At 64.4% G+C, this 16,012-nt stretch carries 15 protein-coding genes; 14 read left to right on the top strand and 1 reads right to left on the bottom strand.

The genetic code is table 11. From position 1 onward, the window contains the following. Positions 1-112 precede the first annotated feature (112 nt). The 11 genes from B0G82_RS23540 (at position 113) to B0G82_RS23490 (ending at position 14,259) form a co-directional block, all read left to right on the top strand. A complete protein-coding gene (locus B0G82_RS23540; RefSeq protein WP_121309220.1) occupies positions 113-1,714 on the top strand; it encodes a 6-hydroxynicotinate reductase in 1,602 nt (533 codons plus the stop codon). Between the two features lie 64 nt (positions 1,715-1,778). Continuing rightward, the gene (locus tag B0G82_RS23535; RefSeq protein WP_121309219.1) at positions 1,779-2,717 is read left to right on the top strand and encodes a UPF0280 family protein; all 939 of its coding nucleotides are present in this window, start codon (positions 1,779-1,781) and stop codon (positions 2,715-2,717) included. After that, a complete protein-coding gene (locus tag B0G82_RS23530; protein ID WP_121309218.1) occupies positions 2,693-3,283 on the top strand; it encodes an amino acid synthesis family protein in 591 nt (196 codons plus the stop codon). Before B0G82_RS23535 ends, B0G82_RS23530 begins: the two co-directional genes overlap by 25 nt. Before the next feature lie 45 nt (positions 3,284-3,328). Beyond that, a complete protein-coding gene (locus tag B0G82_RS23525; RefSeq protein WP_121309217.1) occupies positions 3,329-3,913 on the top strand; it encodes an amino acid synthesis family protein in 585 nt (194 codons plus the stop codon). Positions 3,914-4,087: 174 nt separating this feature from the next. After that, complete coding sequence (locus B0G82_RS23520) at positions 4,088-6,028, top strand: ABC transporter permease (RefSeq protein WP_121309216.1); 1,941 nt, start codon at positions 4,088-4,090, stop codon at positions 6,026-6,028. Then, positions 6,025-6,834 carry an ABC transporter ATP-binding protein gene (locus B0G82_RS23515; RefSeq protein WP_121309215.1) on the top strand — a complete coding sequence of 270 codons (810 nt, stop codon included), beginning with the start codon at positions 6,025-6,027 and terminating at the stop codon, positions 6,832-6,834. The genes B0G82_RS23520 and B0G82_RS23515 overlap by 4 nt, the downstream gene beginning before the upstream one ends. After that, the gene (locus B0G82_RS23510) at positions 6,831-7,544 is read left to right on the top strand and encodes an ABC transporter ATP-binding protein (RefSeq protein ID WP_121309214.1); all 714 of its coding nucleotides are present in this window, start codon (positions 6,831-6,833) and stop codon (positions 7,542-7,544) included. Before B0G82_RS23515 ends, B0G82_RS23510 begins: the two co-directional genes overlap by 4 nt. Positions 7,545-7,622: 78 nt before the next feature. After that, positions 7,623-8,822: an amidohydrolase family protein gene (locus tag B0G82_RS23505; protein ID WP_121309213.1), complete on the top strand. Its 1,200-nt coding sequence runs from the start codon at positions 7,623-7,625 to the stop codon at positions 8,820-8,822. A gap of 31 nt (positions 8,823-8,853) precedes the next feature. After that, entirely contained in the window at positions 8,854-9,372 is a 519-nt protein-coding gene (locus B0G82_RS23500; RefSeq protein WP_116145930.1) for a (2Fe-2S)-binding protein, read from the top strand. After that, positions 9,369-12,968 carry a molybdopterin cofactor-binding domain-containing protein gene (locus B0G82_RS23495; protein ID WP_121309212.1) on the top strand — a complete coding sequence of 1,200 codons (3,600 nt, stop codon included), beginning with the start codon at positions 9,369-9,371 and terminating at the stop codon, positions 12,966-12,968. Before B0G82_RS23500 ends, B0G82_RS23495 begins: the two co-directional genes overlap by 4 nt. A gap of 82 nt (positions 12,969-13,050) precedes the next feature. Continuing rightward, positions 13,051-14,259 (top strand): ABC transporter substrate-binding protein, encoded by a 1,209-nt coding sequence (locus B0G82_RS23490; protein ID WP_116145927.1) that lies wholly within the window; start codon positions 13,051-13,053, stop codon positions 14,257-14,259. Between the two features lie 111 nt (positions 14,260-14,370). Here the strand turns inward: B0G82_RS23490 and B0G82_RS23485 are convergent, their stop codons facing one another. Continuing rightward, a complete protein-coding gene (locus tag B0G82_RS23485; RefSeq protein ID WP_007178046.1) occupies positions 14,371-14,622 on the bottom strand; it encodes a hypothetical protein in 252 nt (83 codons plus the stop codon). Positions 14,623-14,773: 151 nt separating this feature from the next. On the opposite strand from B0G82_RS23485, the gene B0G82_RS23480 reads away from it, so the two are divergent. Genes B0G82_RS23480 through B0G82_RS23470 form a run of 3 tightly spaced genes read left to right on the top strand, consistent with a single transcriptional unit; the run spans position 14,774 to position 15,975 of the window. Continuing rightward, entirely contained in the window at positions 14,774-15,355 is a 582-nt protein-coding gene (locus tag B0G82_RS23480; RefSeq protein ID WP_199730162.1) for a sigma-70 family RNA polymerase sigma factor, read from the top strand. Between the two features lie 12 nt (positions 15,356-15,367). Further along, positions 15,368-15,676, top strand: coding sequence for a hypothetical protein (locus tag B0G82_RS23475; protein WP_116145926.1), 309 nt, complete (start codon positions 15,368-15,370; stop codon positions 15,674-15,676). Positions 15,677-15,678: 2 nt separating this feature from the next. Continuing rightward, positions 15,679-15,975, top strand: a complete 297-nt coding sequence (locus B0G82_RS23470) for a 4Fe-4S dicluster domain-containing protein (RefSeq protein WP_116145924.1) — start codon at positions 15,679-15,681, stop codon at positions 15,973-15,975. The last annotated feature ends 37 nt before the right edge of the window (positions 15,976-16,012 follow it).

Raw genomic sequence — 16,012 nt, 5'->3', positions numbered from 1 at the left:
GTGAGTGACCGCAACATGGAAATCGGCGGATCACGCGAAAGTACCTGCAAACAGGCACTATTCGTCAGCCGGAGCGGGACCGATTGTAATGTCGTCGTATGGGAACCCCACCATGACAGAACATACGAAGGTCGATTTCGGTGCGGACAGCGTCGACGGCGAAACCGCCTCGACGCCGGGTCCGACCGTGCTCGAGAAGGCCGCGCCGCGCAGCGAGCGGATGGCGTCGAACAAGATCGAATGCAATGCCTGCCCGGTGCTGTGTCAGATATCCGACGGGCGCACCGGCGCGTGCGATCGTTACGCGAATGCGGACGGGCGGTTGATTCGCGTCGATCCGGTGGTGTTTTTATCGCGCGCGTCTTCATCTTCAACGTCAGAAGCGAATGCCGCGGTCGAATTTGGTGCGTCTTCTGAAGTGCGCTATCCCGCCGCTGCGGAACAGGCGTTGTTCGTGACCGGCGTCGGCGCATCCTCCACTTATCCCGACTACAAACCCGCGCCCTTTATCGTCGCCTCGAAGCTCGACGACGTCGACATGATCACGGTCGTCACCGAAGGCATTTTCAGCTATTGCAGTTTCAAGGTGAAGATCGACACCGACCGCTTCCTCGGGCCGGAGCAATCGAACGTGCGATGCCACGGCGAGATTGTCGGCCATGTGACGACGGCGGAATACGGTTCGCAGATGCTGAGTCTCGGCGGCGTGCATCATTTGACCGGCGGCAGCAAGAAGGAAGGCCGCGTGACGTGCGACATGATGCTCGCGCTCGGCAATAAAGAAGCAGTGGAACTGAGCATCGACGGCGGCGCGAGTCTCGTGATTCGCGCGGGCGCGGCGCCGATCGTCGACGGCATCGAGGAACAGCGCATGCGCGTGGGCTGCGGCTCGGCGACCATCGGCATCTTCGCGAAGCAATGGTTCGGTCACGCCGACGAAGTGGTGGTCGTCGACGACCACATCACCGGCGTGCTCACCGAACATCAGGCCGGGCGGTGTCTCGGCATGACGCGCTCAGGTGTGAAGATTCGCGGACGCAAGTCGACGCCCGGCCGCTATTTTCAGGTGGCGAATCCGGGCACCGGCTGGGGCGGCACGGACATTCAGGACCCGCTCGCGATTGTCGAGGGCTTCGACCCTGCCGTCGCCAAACCCGGCATGCGCTTATTGATGGTGTCGACCACCGGCGAACACGCGCAGTGGTACGAACTGGATCAGAATCTCGTGCCGCGCATCGCGGCGATGCCGGATACGGTGCGCCGCACGGTCGAGCGGATCGGCGAGAACTGCGAGCCGTCGCTTGCCACCGTGCTGTTTCTCGGCGGCGCGGGCGGCAGTCTGCGAGCGGGCGCCACGGAGAATCCCGTGCTGCTTACGCGCGCGATCAAGCAGAAGCTGGTCAACGTGACCTGCGGCGGCGCGCCGGCTTATGTGTGGCCGGGCGGCGGGATCACCGTGATGGTCGATGTCGCGCGCATGCCGGACCGTTCGTTCGGCACGGTGCCGACGCCCGCGATCGTCGCGCCGATCGAATTCACCATGACGTACGATGCGTATCGCGATCTCGGCGGCCATCTCGATGCGGTGCGTTCGCTGGAGAGCGTGCTCGCGAACGGGCCGGAACATACGGAAGGCGCGCCGCTCGCGCGCCGCACGCTGGCGCGCAATCCCGACAACCCGTGGCCGCCCGCCATGCCGCCGATGCTCGGCTGACCACGCGGACGGCACTAACGCAACTCACGCAAAAACCAACGCCGAAACCGACGCAACGGACACGATGAACCCCACCCGCACCCGACTCGATGCGACCCGCTGGCACTGGCAGCATGGGCCGATCGATCTGATCCTCAGCGCGGACGGCACGCCCCAGGCGGTGCAGGCCGCGTATGAGGCGTGCTGGGCGCGCTTTGTCGATGTGCTGTCGGAACTGGTGGGTGAACTGAAGCGGCTCAAGCAGCCTGTTCCCCCGCCGGCCGCATTGAACGATACGGAATTTCAAGGCCCGGTTGCCCGCCGTATGTGGTCGGCGTGCCATCCTCACCGCGCGCGCTACATCACGCCGATGGCGGCCGTCGCGGGCAGTGTTGCCGATGAGCTGGTCACCGCATTCGCACGCGAAGGCATCTCGCGCGCCTTCATCAACAATGGCGGCGACATCGCGTTGTATCTGACCGAAGGGCAGCAATACCGCGTCGGCGTGTTCGCGGACCTGGCGTCGTTTTCAGCCGTGCGGCTGCCGCGCGATCACGCGCTCGACGCCAATCTGACGCTCGACGCCGGCCTGGCCGTTCGCGGCATCGCGACGAGCGGCTGGCGTGGCCGCAGTTTCAGCCTCGGTATCGCGGACAGCGTCACGGTGCTGGCGCGCAACGCCGCCGCCGCCGACGCCGCCGCAACCGTTATCGCCAACGCGGTCAATCTGGATCATGAGGGTATTCTGCGGCGTCCGGCTTCGTCGTTGAAAGACGACAGCGACCTGGGCGATATGCTCGTCACAGTCGACGTGCCGTCCTTGCCGCAACCTCTGATCGATCTCGCGCTGGCGCGTGGTGTCGAAGCTGCGCGGCGTCTGCTCGACCAAGGCTTGATCGAAGGCGCCGCGCTATTCCTGCAAGGGCGGGTGCGCGTCGCCGGCATTCATGACGCAAGCGGTCTGCTCTCGCAGAGCGCGCAAACTAAAACGGAGGCTCCGTGTTCGAAATACGTCGCGTGCTGACGCACGTCGAAGATATCTTCCACGAGTTCGGCCCCGCGCCCGCGCAGCCGCTCAGGCGCGGCGCGATTGCCGCAGTGATGACGAACCCGTTCGCCGGCCGTTACGAAGCGAAAATCGAGGATGCGATGGAAGCGCTCAAGCCGATCGGCTTCGATATGGCGCAACGGCTGCTGGCGGCGATGGCGGTGCCGCATGCATCGATCGAGAGTTACGGCAAGGGCGCGATTGTCGGCGCACGCGGCGAACTCGAGCATGGCGCGTTGTGGCATGTTCCCGGCGGCTATGCGATGCGCGAGTTGCTGGAGAAAAACGGCGTGCCCACCAACGCAATCGTGCCGTCGACGAAGAAAGTCGGCGCGCCTTCCACCGCGCTCGACGTGCCGCTCACGCATGTCAACGCGAGCTACGTGCGCAGCCATTTCGATGCGATCGAAGTGCGCGTGCCCGGCGCGCCCGCCGCGGACGAGTTGGTGTATATCCTCGTGATGAGCACCGGGCAGCGCGTGCATGCGCGCGTCGGCGGGCTGGCGAAAGAGGCGATCGTGGGCAAGGACGGTTTGCGCTGAAGCATTGAAACGAAGCAGAGCAGGCATCGAAACTCGGAGAGCGAAATGGCAATCAAGCTTCGCAAGCTGGTCGTGCAAGTGGATGAAACACGCATTGAGATGGGCCAGACCATCGAGCCGCCCGCACGCCGCGCGGTTGCGATTGCGGTGATCGATAATCCCTACGCCGGCCGTTATGAAGCCAGACTCGACGCGCTGATCGAAGCCGGCGAAGAGTTGGGCGCGTTGCTCGGCAACAAGTGCGTTCAAGCGCTGGGCATCGCGCCGGGCGAGGCGCAAAGCTATGGCAAGGCCGCCATAGTCGGCGAGGCGGGCGAACTGGAACACGCGGCGGCGATTCTGCATCCCAAGCTCGGCGCGCCACTGCGGGTCGCAGTCGAAAAGGGCGCGGCGCTGGTGCCGTCGGCGAAAAAGATGGGTACGCTCGGCACCGCGATCGACGTGCCGCTCGGCCACAAAGACGCCGCCTTCGTGCGCAGCCATTTCGATGCGATCGAAGCGCGCGTAGCGGACGCACCGCGTGCGAACGAAATCGTTGTGGCCGTCGCGGTGACGGCGTCGGGGCGGCCACTGCCGCGCATCGGCGGCTTGCAGGTGAGCGAGATCAAGGGCGAAGACGGTTTGCGCTGAGGCGTTTGCATTCGGCGTTTTCGCCGGTGCCCGAGGGGATTTTCTTCGGGCGTATTGTATTGTCCTGCCGTTGACGCGTGCGCGCATGGTGCCGCACGCGCTGCAATGTCTGCCGATCCTGTCGAATGCGCCTAAGCCGCGCCTTCGCTGTTCGGCAAACTGCCAAGGGTCGCGATGCTTTCGAATTTGCTGGTACAGCTGGTCAACGGACTCGCCGACGCGTCGACGCTGTTTCTCGTCGCCGCCGGTTTGTCGCTGATCTTCGGTGTGACGCGCATTGTCAACTTTGCGCACGGCTCGTTCTATATGTTCGGCATCTATGTCGCGTACAGCATCGCGAGCCGCTTCGGACATACGGCGGGCGGCTTCTGGTTGTCGGTGCTGGCGGCGGCGCTGGCGGTCGCGGTGCTGGGCGCGCTGGTCGAGATGGTGGTTCTGCGGCGCATCTATCAGGCGCCCGAGTTGTTTCATCTGCTCGCCACCTTCGCGCTGGTGCTGATTTTTCGCGATGCCGCGCTGTGGCTGTGGGGCCCGGAAGACCTGTTCGGGCCGCGTGCGCCGCATCTGGCGGGCGCGGTCGATTTCCTCGGCCATCCGTTGCCGACCTACGATATCGCGTTGATCGTGATCGGGCCGGTGGTGTTGCTGCTGCTCTGGTATGCGCTGACGCGCACGCGCTGGGGCACGCTGGTGCGCGCCGCGACGCAGGATCGCGAGATGCTCGGCGCGCTCGGCATCAATCAGGCGTGGTTGTTTACCGGCGTTTTTTTCGTCGGCGCGTTTCTCGCCGGTCTTGGCGGCGCGTTGCAAGGGCCGCGCATGTCGGCGAATCTGTCGCTGGATCTGGAGACGATCGGCAACGCGTTTGTCGTGGTGGTGGTCGGCGGCATGGGGTCGATTCCGGGGGCGTTCATCGCCGCGCTGATCATCGCGGAGATCAAGGCGCTGTGCATCGGCATCGGTCACGTGACGATCTTCGGTGTGGGGTTGTCGTTGAGCCGCTTTACCCTGGTGGCTGAATTCGTCGTGATGGCCGTCGTACTGGTGGTGCGTCCGTGGGGTTTGCTGGGCCGCGCGAGCGCCGCGGTGCGTGGCATGGCGGCGCCGGAAACCCCTTTGCGTCCGGCGGGCAAGCGCGTCAAGTGTCTGGCCGCGATGGCGTTGCTGGTGCTCGTGCTTGCGCCGTTGGCGGCCAACTCGTTTCCGTATATGCCGGTGCTGCTGGTCGAGATCCTGATCGCCGTGCTGTTCGCCACGAGCCTGCACTTCATCATGGGACCGGGCGGCATGCACTCGTTCGGCCATGCGGCGTACTTCGGGCTGGGCGCATACGGCGCCGCGCTGTTCCTCAAGGTACTGAATCTGCCGATGGAAGCCGCCTTGCTGCTCGGCCCGCTTTTGGCGGTAGCCGGCGCGCTGGTGTTCGGCTGGTTCTGCGTGCGCCTGTCCGGCGTGTATCTCGCGATGCTGACGTTGGCGTTCGCGCAGATCGTCTGGTCGGTCGTGTTCCAGTGGGACGACGTGACGGGCGGCAGCAACGGCATTCTCGGCTTGTGGCCGTCGAACTGGTTGTCCTCGCCAGTGGCCTTTTACTACGTGACGCTCGTCTGCGCCGTGGTCGGCGTATGGCTGTTGCGCAAGATGCTGTTCTCGCCGTTGGGTTACGCGATGCGCGCGTCGCGTGATTCGGTGCTGCGCGCAGAAGCGATCGGTATCGACGCGAAGCGCGTGCAGTGGGCCGCGTTCGTGATCGCGTCGCTGTTCTGCGGGCTTGCCGGGTCGTTGTATGCCTTCTCCAAGGGCACGATTTCGCCGGAAGTGATCAGCGTGAGCCGTTCCGTGGACGGCCTCGTGATGGTGCTGCTCGGCGGCTTGCAAACGCTCACCGGGCCGATCGTCGGCGCGGCCGTGTTCACGTGGCTGCAAGACACCGTCGCCCGGCAAACCGACTATTGGCAGGCACTGCTCGGCTTCGCGATCCTGCTGCTGGTGATCGCGTTTCCGCAGGGGATCGTCGGCTTCATTCGCGAGCGCTTCGGCGACGACAGCGCCGATCAGGCGGAAAAGAGCGCTCTCTCGCCTTCCCAACGCGCCGCGATCAAGGAGGGGCTATGAGCTTGCTGCGTGTCGCCGGTCTCTCCAAATCGTTCGGTGGCCTCAAGGCGGTCGACGATGTCTCGTTCGATCTCGAAGCCGGCCAATTGCTCGCCTTGCTCGGTCCGAACGGCGCGGGCAAGTCGACCTGTTTCAACATGGTCAATGGGCAGTTGCCGCCTTCATCGGGTTCGATCCGTCTCGACGGTCAGGAACTGGTCGGCATGCGTCCACGCGACATCTGGCGTCTGGGCGTGGGCCGTACTTTTCAGATCGCCGCGACCTTCAATTCCATGACCGTGATCGAGAACGTGCAGATGGCGCTGGTCTCGCGCGAACGCAAAACCTTCGGGCTATGGAAACCCGCCGGCTCGCGCTACGCCGATGAAGCCCTCGCGCTGCTCGACCAGGTGGGCATGGCCGCGGACGCGAATCGCGCTTGCGGCGTGCTCGCTTATGGCGATGTGAAGCGCGTCGAACTCGCGATCGCGCTGGCCAATCGTCCGAAGCTGCTGCTGATGGACGAACCGACCGCCGGCATGGCGCCGAAGGAGCGCAATGAATTGATGGCGCTGACCAAACGCCTCGTCACCGAACACAAGATCGGTGTGCTGTTTACCGAGCACAGCATGGACGTCGTATTCGCCTACGCCGATCGCCTGATCGTGCTCGCGCGCGGCAAGCTGATCGCCGAGGGCGACGCCGACACGATCCGCAACGACCCGCGCGTGCAGGAAGTCTATTTCGGCACCGGTAAGACCTTCCAGCCGCACGCGCCGCTGCATGAAGCGGCGGGTGGCCAACGGGGACAAGGGGCGCTGCAATGAGCGAGCCGATGCTGAAAGTCTCCGGCCTCAACGCGTTTTATGGCCGCGCGCATATTCTGTTCGACGTCGGTCTCGAAGTCGGGCGCGGCGAAGTCGTGGCGCTGATGGGCCGCAACGGCGCGGGCAAATCCACCACGATGAAAGCGGTGATGGGTTTGCTGCCACGCCGTCAGGGCGAAGTGAGTTTTCGCGGGCAGAACATCGCGGCGCTGCCGCCGTACAAGATTGCTCGCATGGGCATGGGCTTCGTGCCCGAGGACCGGCGCGTGTTCGCGGATCTGACCGTGATGGAAAACCTCGCCACCGGCCGCCAGCCGCCGCGCGACGGCGCGCCGCAATGGACCCCGGAAAAGCTGTTCCGCCTCTTTCCCAACCTCGGCGAAATGCCGCAACGTCCGGGCGGGCAGATGAGCGGCGGCGAACAGCAGATGCTCACCGTGTCGCGCACGCTGATGGGCAATCCGTATCTGGTGCTGCTCGACGAACCGTCCGAAGGCGTGGCGCCCGTGATCGTCGAACAGATGGCCAACATGATTCTCGAACTCAAGCGCGAAGGGCTGTCGATTCTGTTGTCCGAACAGAACCTGCACTTCGCCGAGCTGGTCAGCGACCGCGCATATGTGCTCGAAAAAGGGCAGATCCGTTTCACCGGCACGATCGGCGAACTCGCACAGAACGAAACAGTGAGGCGCGCTTATCTGAGCGTGTGATTCCTTCCATCGGCGCGCGCGAAGTGCACGCTGTGGCACTTCGTGGGCGCCGGGCAGTCGTTGCGAAAGGAGAGGCAGATGGCAGCAGAAACGTTGACAGGCTTGTCGGGCAAGGTCGCGGTAACGAATATCGGGCTGCTGTTATCCGGCGACATCGATCAGCCGATTCTCGACGCCGACACGCTCGTGATCGACGACGGCGTGATCGTCGCGGTCGGCAAGGAAAAGGACTGCGATCTCGAAGGCGCGCGCACGACGGTCGATTGCAAAGGCACGACGGTCGCGCCCGGCCTGATCGACTCGCATGTGCATCCCGTATTCGGCGACTGGACGCCGCGCCAGAATCAGATGGGCTGGATCGAATCGAATCTGAACGGCGGCGTCACCACGATGATTTCCGCCGGCGAAGTGCATTTGCCCGGCCGCCCGAAAGACGTGCTCGGTGTGAAAGCGCTCGCGATTACCGCGCAACGTTCGTTCGAAGGCATGCGCGGCGCGGGCGTCGGCGGCGGCGTGAAGGTCATGGCGGGCGCGCCGGTGATCGAGAAGGGCATGGTCGAAGAGGACTTCAAGGAGCTTTCGGAAGCGGGCGTGAAACTGCTCGGCGAAGTCGGCCTCGGCAGCGTGAAAGGCGGCGAGGAAGCCGCGCAAATGGTCGCATGGGCACGCAAGTACGGGATTCAGAGCACGATTCACACGGGCGGGCCGTCGATTCCCGGCTCGGGTCTGATCGATCGCGATGTAGTGCTCGCCGCCGATGCGGACGTGATCGGTCACATCAACGGCGGACATACGTCGCTCTCATACCGGCATGTTTGCGATCTGTGCGAGCAGTCGAGCCGCGCGCTGGAGATCGTCCACAACGGCAACGAACGGATCGCCTTGCTGACCGCGCGTCATGCGATCGAACTGAAGTGCCCGCACCGGATCATTCTCGGCACCGATAGTCCGGCGGGCTCCGGCGTGCAGCCGCTCGGCATCTTGCGCATGATCGCGCTGATTTCGAGTCTTGCCGATGTGCCCGCCGAAATCGCCTTCTGCTTCGCGACGGGCAACACCGCGCGTCAACGTAACCTGCGCCAGGGGCTGATCGAAGTGGGCCGCCCCGCGGACCTCGTGTTCATGGACCGCGCGCAACACACGGCGGCCGACACGCTGCTCGAAAGCGTGCAGCTCGGCGATATTCCCGGCGTGGGCTTGGTGATGATCGACGGGCTGATCCGCTGCCGGCGCAGCCGCAATACGCCGCCGGCTACCGAAGTGCCGGTGGTGCTGTGAGTACGTGTTGCATCGCCACGCCGGCACAATCATGAACCGCCCCGCGCCTCTTCTGCTGCATGTGAATGGCGCTACGCATCTCGTCAGCGCCGACGCCGACACGCCGCTGCTCTATCTGCTGCGTAACGACCTCGCGCTGAACGGTCCGAAATTCGGCTGCGGGCTCGGCGAATGCGGCGCGTGCACCGTGTTGCTCGACGGCATGCCGACGCGCGCGTGCGTCACGACCGCGAAGGTCGCCTTGGGCCGCGAAATCACCACGCTAGAAGGACTGGGCACGCGCGCCGCGTTGCATCCGGTGCAGCAGGCGTTTATCGAAGAACAGGCCGCGCAATGCGGCTATTGCCTGAACGGCATGATCATGACGGCCAAGGCGCTGCTCGATCGCGACCCGCACCCGAGCGTCGAGACGATCCGGCGCGAGCTGTCGCGCAATCTGTGCCGCTGCGGCACGCATGTCGAGATCGTGCGCGCGGTGCAGCGCGCCGCTGAATTGCTTGCCGCGCAACCGGCTGCGCAATCCGCGGTGCACGAAGGAGAGCGCGCATGACCGGGCCGGATTTCAGCGTGGATCGACGCGCCGCGCCACCGTCCCGGCAACAGCTCTACGATGCGCAGAGCGTGCTGATCGTCACGCGTGCGCCGCAAGCGCCGGTCAAGCCGGCGATCGGTCAGCCGGGCTCGCGTTCGTCGTTCGTGCCGACCGAGGCGGATATGTTCCTCGTGGTGCGTGACGACGGCAGCGTGGTCGCGTTCAACGGTCACGTCGATTTGGGCACGGGCATCGGCACGGCGCTCGCGCAGATCGTCGCGGAAGAGCTGGATGTGCCGTTGACGCGCGTGTCGATCGTGCTCGGCCATACGCGCGAAGCGCCGAATCAGGGGCCGACGATTGCCAGCGCGACGATTCAGATATCGGCGGTGCCATTGAGGCACGCTGCGGCGCAAGCGCGGCAATTTTTGCTGAAGGAAGCGGCGGCGCGCTTTAATGTGGGCGTCGAGCAACTCGATGTGCGTGATGGCACCGTTTATCGACGTGACGGCAGCGCGTCTGCGAAGGGCATGGGCTACGGCGACCTGATCAGCGGAAAACGCGTCGAATTGCAGCTCGCCACCGATGCGCCGTTGAAGTCGCCGGACACGTACAAGATCGTCGGCAAGAGCGCGCCGCGCGTCGACATTCCCGCGAAGGCGACCGGCGAGTTGAGTTTCGTGCATGACGTGCGCGTGCCCGGCATGTTGCATGGACGTGTGGTGCGGCCGCCGTATGCCGGAGTCGCGCAAGGCGACTTCATGGGCAATAGTCTGCTGCGGGTGGATGAAGACTCCATTAGCGAATTGCCCGGCATCGTCAAGGTGGTGGTGATTCGCGATTTCGTCGGCATCGTGGCCGAGCGCGAGGAAGTCGCGCAACAGGCCGTGAAGCGGCTTCGCGTGCAATGGAAAGCGGTCGAAGGTTTGCCTTCGCTCGAAACCAGCGAGGAAGTGGAAGCGGCGTTGCGCGCGAATCCCGCCACAAGGCGCGATCTGGTGATCGAAGGCGATGTGGATGCGGCGCTCGCACAAGACTCCGCTCGCACGCTGGAACGCACCTACGTATGGCCGTTTCAGATGCATGCGTCGATCGGACCGTCATGCGCGGTGGCCGACTATCGCGAGGGCGCGCTGAAGGTCTGGTCGGGTACGCAGAACCCGCATTCGCTGCGCGCCGATCTCGCTTTGCTGATGGGTATGGACGAAGCGCACATCGAAATCGTGCGAATGGAGGCTGCCGGCTGCTACGGCCGCAATTGCGCGGACGATGTCGCCGCCGACGCCGCATTGCTTGCGCGTGCCACCGGCAGTCCGGTGCGCGTGCAACTCTCGCGTGAAGACGAGCACGCGTGGGAACCGAAAGGCGCCGCGCAATTGATGGACGTGCGCGGCGCGTTGAATGCCGAGGGCGAACTGGCGGCGTACGACTTTGCGACGCGCTATCCGTCCAACGATGCGCCGACGTTGGCATTGCTGTTGACCGGCACGATCTCCGCGCAGCCACAGGTGTTCGAAATGGGCGACCGCACGGCAGTGCCGCCGTACGATTACCGCAGCATGCGCATCGTTTGCGACGACACGCCGCCGATCGTTCGGGCGTCGTGGTTGCGCGGCGTGTCCGCGTTGCCGAACACGTTCGCGCATGAGTCCTTTATCGACGAACTCGCGGCGGAAGCGGGTGTCGATCCAGTCGAGTTTCGTCTGGAGCATCTGACCGATCCGCGCGCGATTGAGCTGGTCAAAGCCGTGGCGGAAAAGGCCGGCTGGGAGCCGCGTGATACGGAGCGCAAAGAAGAAGGCGACATCGCACGCGGACGCGGCATCGCTTATGCCCGCTACGTGCACAGCAAATTTCCCGGCTTCGGCGCGGCGTGGTCCGCGTGGGTGGCCGACGTCGAAGTCAATCGCAAGAGCGGTGAACTCGCGGTGACGCGCGTGGTGGTCGGCCAGGATACCGGCACGATGGTGAATCCCGACGGCGTGCGTCATCAGATACACGGCAACGTGATACAGGCGACCAGCCGTGCGCTGAAAGAGCGCGTGACGTTCGGCGAGAATGCGGTAACGAGCCAGGAGTGGGGCGCATATCCGATCCTGACTTTCCGCGAAGTACCCGTGATCGACGTGGTGATGATGCCGCGCCACGGTGAGCCGCCAATGGGCGCCGGCGAATCCGCGTCGCTGCCCGGCGCGGCGGCGATTGCCAATGCGCTTTTCGATGCGACGGGCGTGCGTTTTCGGCGGCCGCCGTTCACGCCGGAGACGATCCGCGCCGCACTCGCCGACGCGCAAGCCGAGGACAAGGCAGCGCGTAAAAAGAAGCGCTGGCGGCTGGGTTTTCTAGGCACTTTCGCAGCAGGCGCGGTGGGTTGGCTCGGCGCGTTGTCGCTCGCGCCGCACGCTATCGCGCCGATCACGCCGCCGCTCGCGAGCACGTTCGCGCCGGATCTCGTGGCGCGCGGCAAGCTGCTCGCGTCGCTCGGCAATTGCGCGGTCTGCCATACCGCGCACAATGGCGTGCCGAACGCCGGCGGCAAACCGCTCGACACACCGTTCGGCACCGTCTACAGCACCAACATCACGCCGGACGGTCAGACCGGCATCGGCAACTGGTCGCTCGAAGCTTTCATGCGGGCGATGCGGCAAGGCATCAGCCGCGATGGCCATCGCCTCTATCCGGCCTTTCCGTACACATCGTTTCAGAACACGTCCGACGACGATCTGAAAGCGCTATACGCGTACCTGATGGCGCAAACGCCGGTGCGCTCGCGTCCGCCGGAAACGAAGCTGGCGTATCCGTTCAGCGTGCGTCCGCTGATGGCCGTCTGGAACGCTTTGTTTCTCGGACGCACGACGTTCACCGCCAGCGCGACGCAAAGCGCGCAATGGAATCGCGGCGCGTATCTGGTGAACGGGCTCGGCCATTGCAGCGCATGCCACACGCCGCGCAATGCGTTCGGCGCCGAAAAAACCGGCGCGGCGTTCATGGGCGGCGGCATGGCGGACGGCTGGGAAGCGCCCGCGTTGTCCGCGCTCTCCAACGCACCCGTGCCCTGGAGCGAAGACGAACTCTTCAGCTATTTGCGCAATGGCCACGCGCCGCTGCACGGCGTCGCGGCCGGGCCGATGGCGCCGGTCGTCGGCGATCTGGCGGCGCTGCCCGACAGCGATATTCGCGCGATGGCCACGTATCTCGCGTCGCTCAATCCGTTGGAACCCAATGCCGATCCGGCCGCAGTGGCGCGTCAGTACGAACAGGCCAGCGCGATTGCCGGTGCGCCGGCAGGACTCGGCGCGCGACTCTTCGACGGTGCGTGCGCCGCCTGCCATCACACGGGCAGCGGGCCGCAACTGTTCGGCGCGCATCCTTCGCTGGCGCTTAACACGAATCTGCACAGCGCGACGCCGGATAATCTGATTCGCGTGATTCTCGACGGCATCGGCTCGCCTGCACGGCCTGAACTCGGTACGATGCCGGCTTACCGCGACAGTTTCAACGACGCCCAGGTCGCCGAACTCGTGTCTTACCTGCGTCGGCAATTCGCCGGTGGCAAGCCGGCATGGCAGGATGTCACGGCGAGCGTCGCCCGGATTCGCGCGACGCCGCCGTGAGCCGACTGAAGCGCGAACTGCTTTCGAAACACCCGATAACAACGACCGCATTCCCGCAATCCTTTTGATAACGGAGAAACGCATGACCACGCGCGCAGGATGGATCTCTCGCCTCATGGTGCCCACGGTGCTGTCGCTCGCCGCGTTGAGCGCGAGCGCACAGCAAACCATCAAGATTGGCGAGATCAACAGCTACAAGGCGCAGCCCGCCTTTCTCGGGCCTTACAAGAACGGCTGGAATCTCGCGCTCGACCAGGTGAACGCCGCGGGCGGTGTGCTCGGCAAACAGCTCGAAGTGGTGTCGCGCGACGACAACGCGAATCCGGGTGACTCGATTCGCGTCGCGCAGGAGTTGATCGCGCGTGAACAGGTGCAGTTGCTGTTCGGCGGCTTTCTGTCTAACACCGGCCTTGCGTTGACCGATTTCGCGAAGCAGAAGAAGATTTTCTTCCTCGCCGCTGAACCGTTGACCGACAAGATCGTCTGGGCCGACGGCAACAAATATACGTACCGTCTGCGGCCCTCCACGTATATGCAGGTGGCGATGCTCGTGCCGGAAGCGGCCAAGCTGCATAAGAAGCGTTGGGCACTCGTGTATCCGAACTACGAGTACGGGCAATCGGCGGTGGCGACCTTCAAGAAGCTGCTGACGGCGGCGCAGCCCGACGTGCAGTTCGTCGCCGAGCAGGCCACGCCGCTCGGCAATGTCGACGCGGGCGCGGTGACGCAGGCAATCGCCGACGCCAAACCGGACGCGATTTTCAACGTGCTGTTCGGCGCCGACCTCGGCAAGTTCGTGCGTGAGGGCAATACGCGCGGGCTCTTCAAGGATCGCAGCGTGGTCTCGCTGCTGACGGGCGAGCCAGACTATCTCGACCCGCTAGGCGCTGAAGCGCCGACCGGCTGGATCGTCACGGGCTACCCGTGGTATTCGATCGATACGGCAGCCAACAAGAAGTTCGTCGATGCGTATCAGGCCAAGTATCACGACTATCCGCGCCTTGGGTCGGTGGTCGGTTATTCGGCGTTGATGTCGATTGCCGCGGGCATCAAGAAGGCGGGGTCGGTCGATCCGGACAAGCTGGCTGCCGCATTCAAGGGCTTAGGCGTGGACACGCCGTTCGGGCCGATCACCTATCGCGCTCAGGACAATCAGTCGACCATGGGCGCATATGTGGGCGTGACGGGTTTGAAGGACGGCAAGGGCGTGATGACCTCGTACCGGTATATCGATGGCGCGAGCGTGCAGCCGTCGGATGCCGAAGTCAAGAAGCTGCGGCCTGCCGAGTAAGGTGTCGATGCCTGCGGCGCACGGTGTCGCAGGCATGTAGGGCAATGAATACCGTGTCGCCGCGCGGCGATCCACGGTGACCCGCCGCAGCGCGCGGCGGTGAGCGGAGAACTACTCCTCCGCGTCGTGCTCGATTACGAATCGTTTCAGATAAGCCAGCACGGCGGCTTCGACCGCGCGATGATCCGCGGTGCTTTTGGAGCCCGCATTTTCCTCGTCGCCGAACAGGGTGGACGGCGCATTGTGCACATCCACTTCCTGGCCTTCGCGAAAGACGCGAATCTCATGAACGTCTTCGGCGTACTCGGCGATCCAGTGCACGCCCTCGATATGCGCGCCGGCGCGTACGGTAGGTATCTTCATGGACGTCTCCCGTCGGGCCGGACCACACGCCGACCCTTACCAGCACCATACGCCGTCCGGATGAACGGCGCGAGTCCTGTTGCACGGTTGCCCGAGGAAAGATTTTTCGCGCCCGCCACAATATTCGCGCGCCTGAAACGTCTTCAGGCTCATGGAACCGCCACCCACTTCGCAGACGATGACCGAACGAGACACCGACATCACCGCGACCGTGGTGCGTGAGCGCACGAGGCTCGTCAATTTTATCCGGCGTCGAATACGCGACCCGGACGATGCCGAGGACATCCTTCAGGATGTGTTCCACGAATTCGTGCAGGCGTACCGGCTTCCCGCTCCGATCGAACAGGCGAGCGCGTGGCTGTTCCGGGCGGCGCGCAATCGCATTGTCGATCGTTTTCGCAAGAAGAAAGAGCAGCCGCTGGCAGATCTGTCCGCGGCTGGGGACGACCCCGACGGTGAGTATCGCCTCGACCTCGACCTGCCGGCGCACGACGCGGGCCCCGAAGCCCTCTATGCGCGCGCTCTCTTGCTCAAGGCCTTGCAGGATGCGCTCGATGAGTTGCCGGCGAATCAACGCGAGGTATTTGTCGCGCACGAACTGGAGGGCCGGTCCTTCAAGGACATGGTGGCGGAAAGCGGCGTCACGCTCAATACGTTGCTCGCGCGCAAACGCTACGCGGTCTTGCATCTGCGCGCCCGGCTGCAGGCCATCTATGACGAACTGGGTATCTAAAGGAGTTGACGGATGAATTTTCGAATCAGATGTGCGGGTAAGGCACTGCTTGTGGTGGTCGCTGTCGGCGTGCTCGGCTGGGTGGTCATGACGCTATGGAATTGGGTGATTCCGGCGCTATTCGTCGGCGCCCGTGCGATCGACTTCGCCCATGCGTTGGGCTTGCTGGTGTTGAGCCGCATCCTCTTCGGCGGATTCCGCGGACACGGCGGCTGGCGCGAACGGCGTCGCTGGCGCAAATGGGAAGCGATGACGCCCGAAGAGCGCGAGCATTTCCGGACGGCATGGCGATCAGGTCGCGCCGGGCGCACGGGAGATTGAACATGCGCGAGCAATCAGCGGACGAGTGCAAACAGATGTCGGGCGTGATTGCGCCTGTTGTCGACCTGACGCGCTGCGAGGGAAAGGGCGATTGCATGGAGGTCTGTCCCGAGAATGTGTTCGAGATCCGGCGCATCGATGAGGCCGACTATCGCAGCCTCGATTTGATGCATCGGCTCAAGCTGCGCGTGCATGGAATGAAAGTCGCCTACACGCCCAACGCGCTAGCCTGCCGATCATGCGGTCTTTGCGTGACGGCGTGCCCCGAACGCGCGATCAAGCTGGCCAGAACGGCGTAGCGCCACATGTTTTAGCTGATGACGGAAAGACGGTGTC

The sequence above is a fragment of the Paraburkholderia sp. BL17N1 genome (genome assembly GCF_003634175.1).
In the GTDB taxonomy this organism is placed as follows: Bacteria; Pseudomonadota; Gammaproteobacteria; order Burkholderiales; family Burkholderiaceae; genus Paraburkholderia.
The sequence above is the reverse complement of the archived record's forward strand: the minus strand, read 5'-3'. Positions and strand labels throughout refer to the sequence as shown.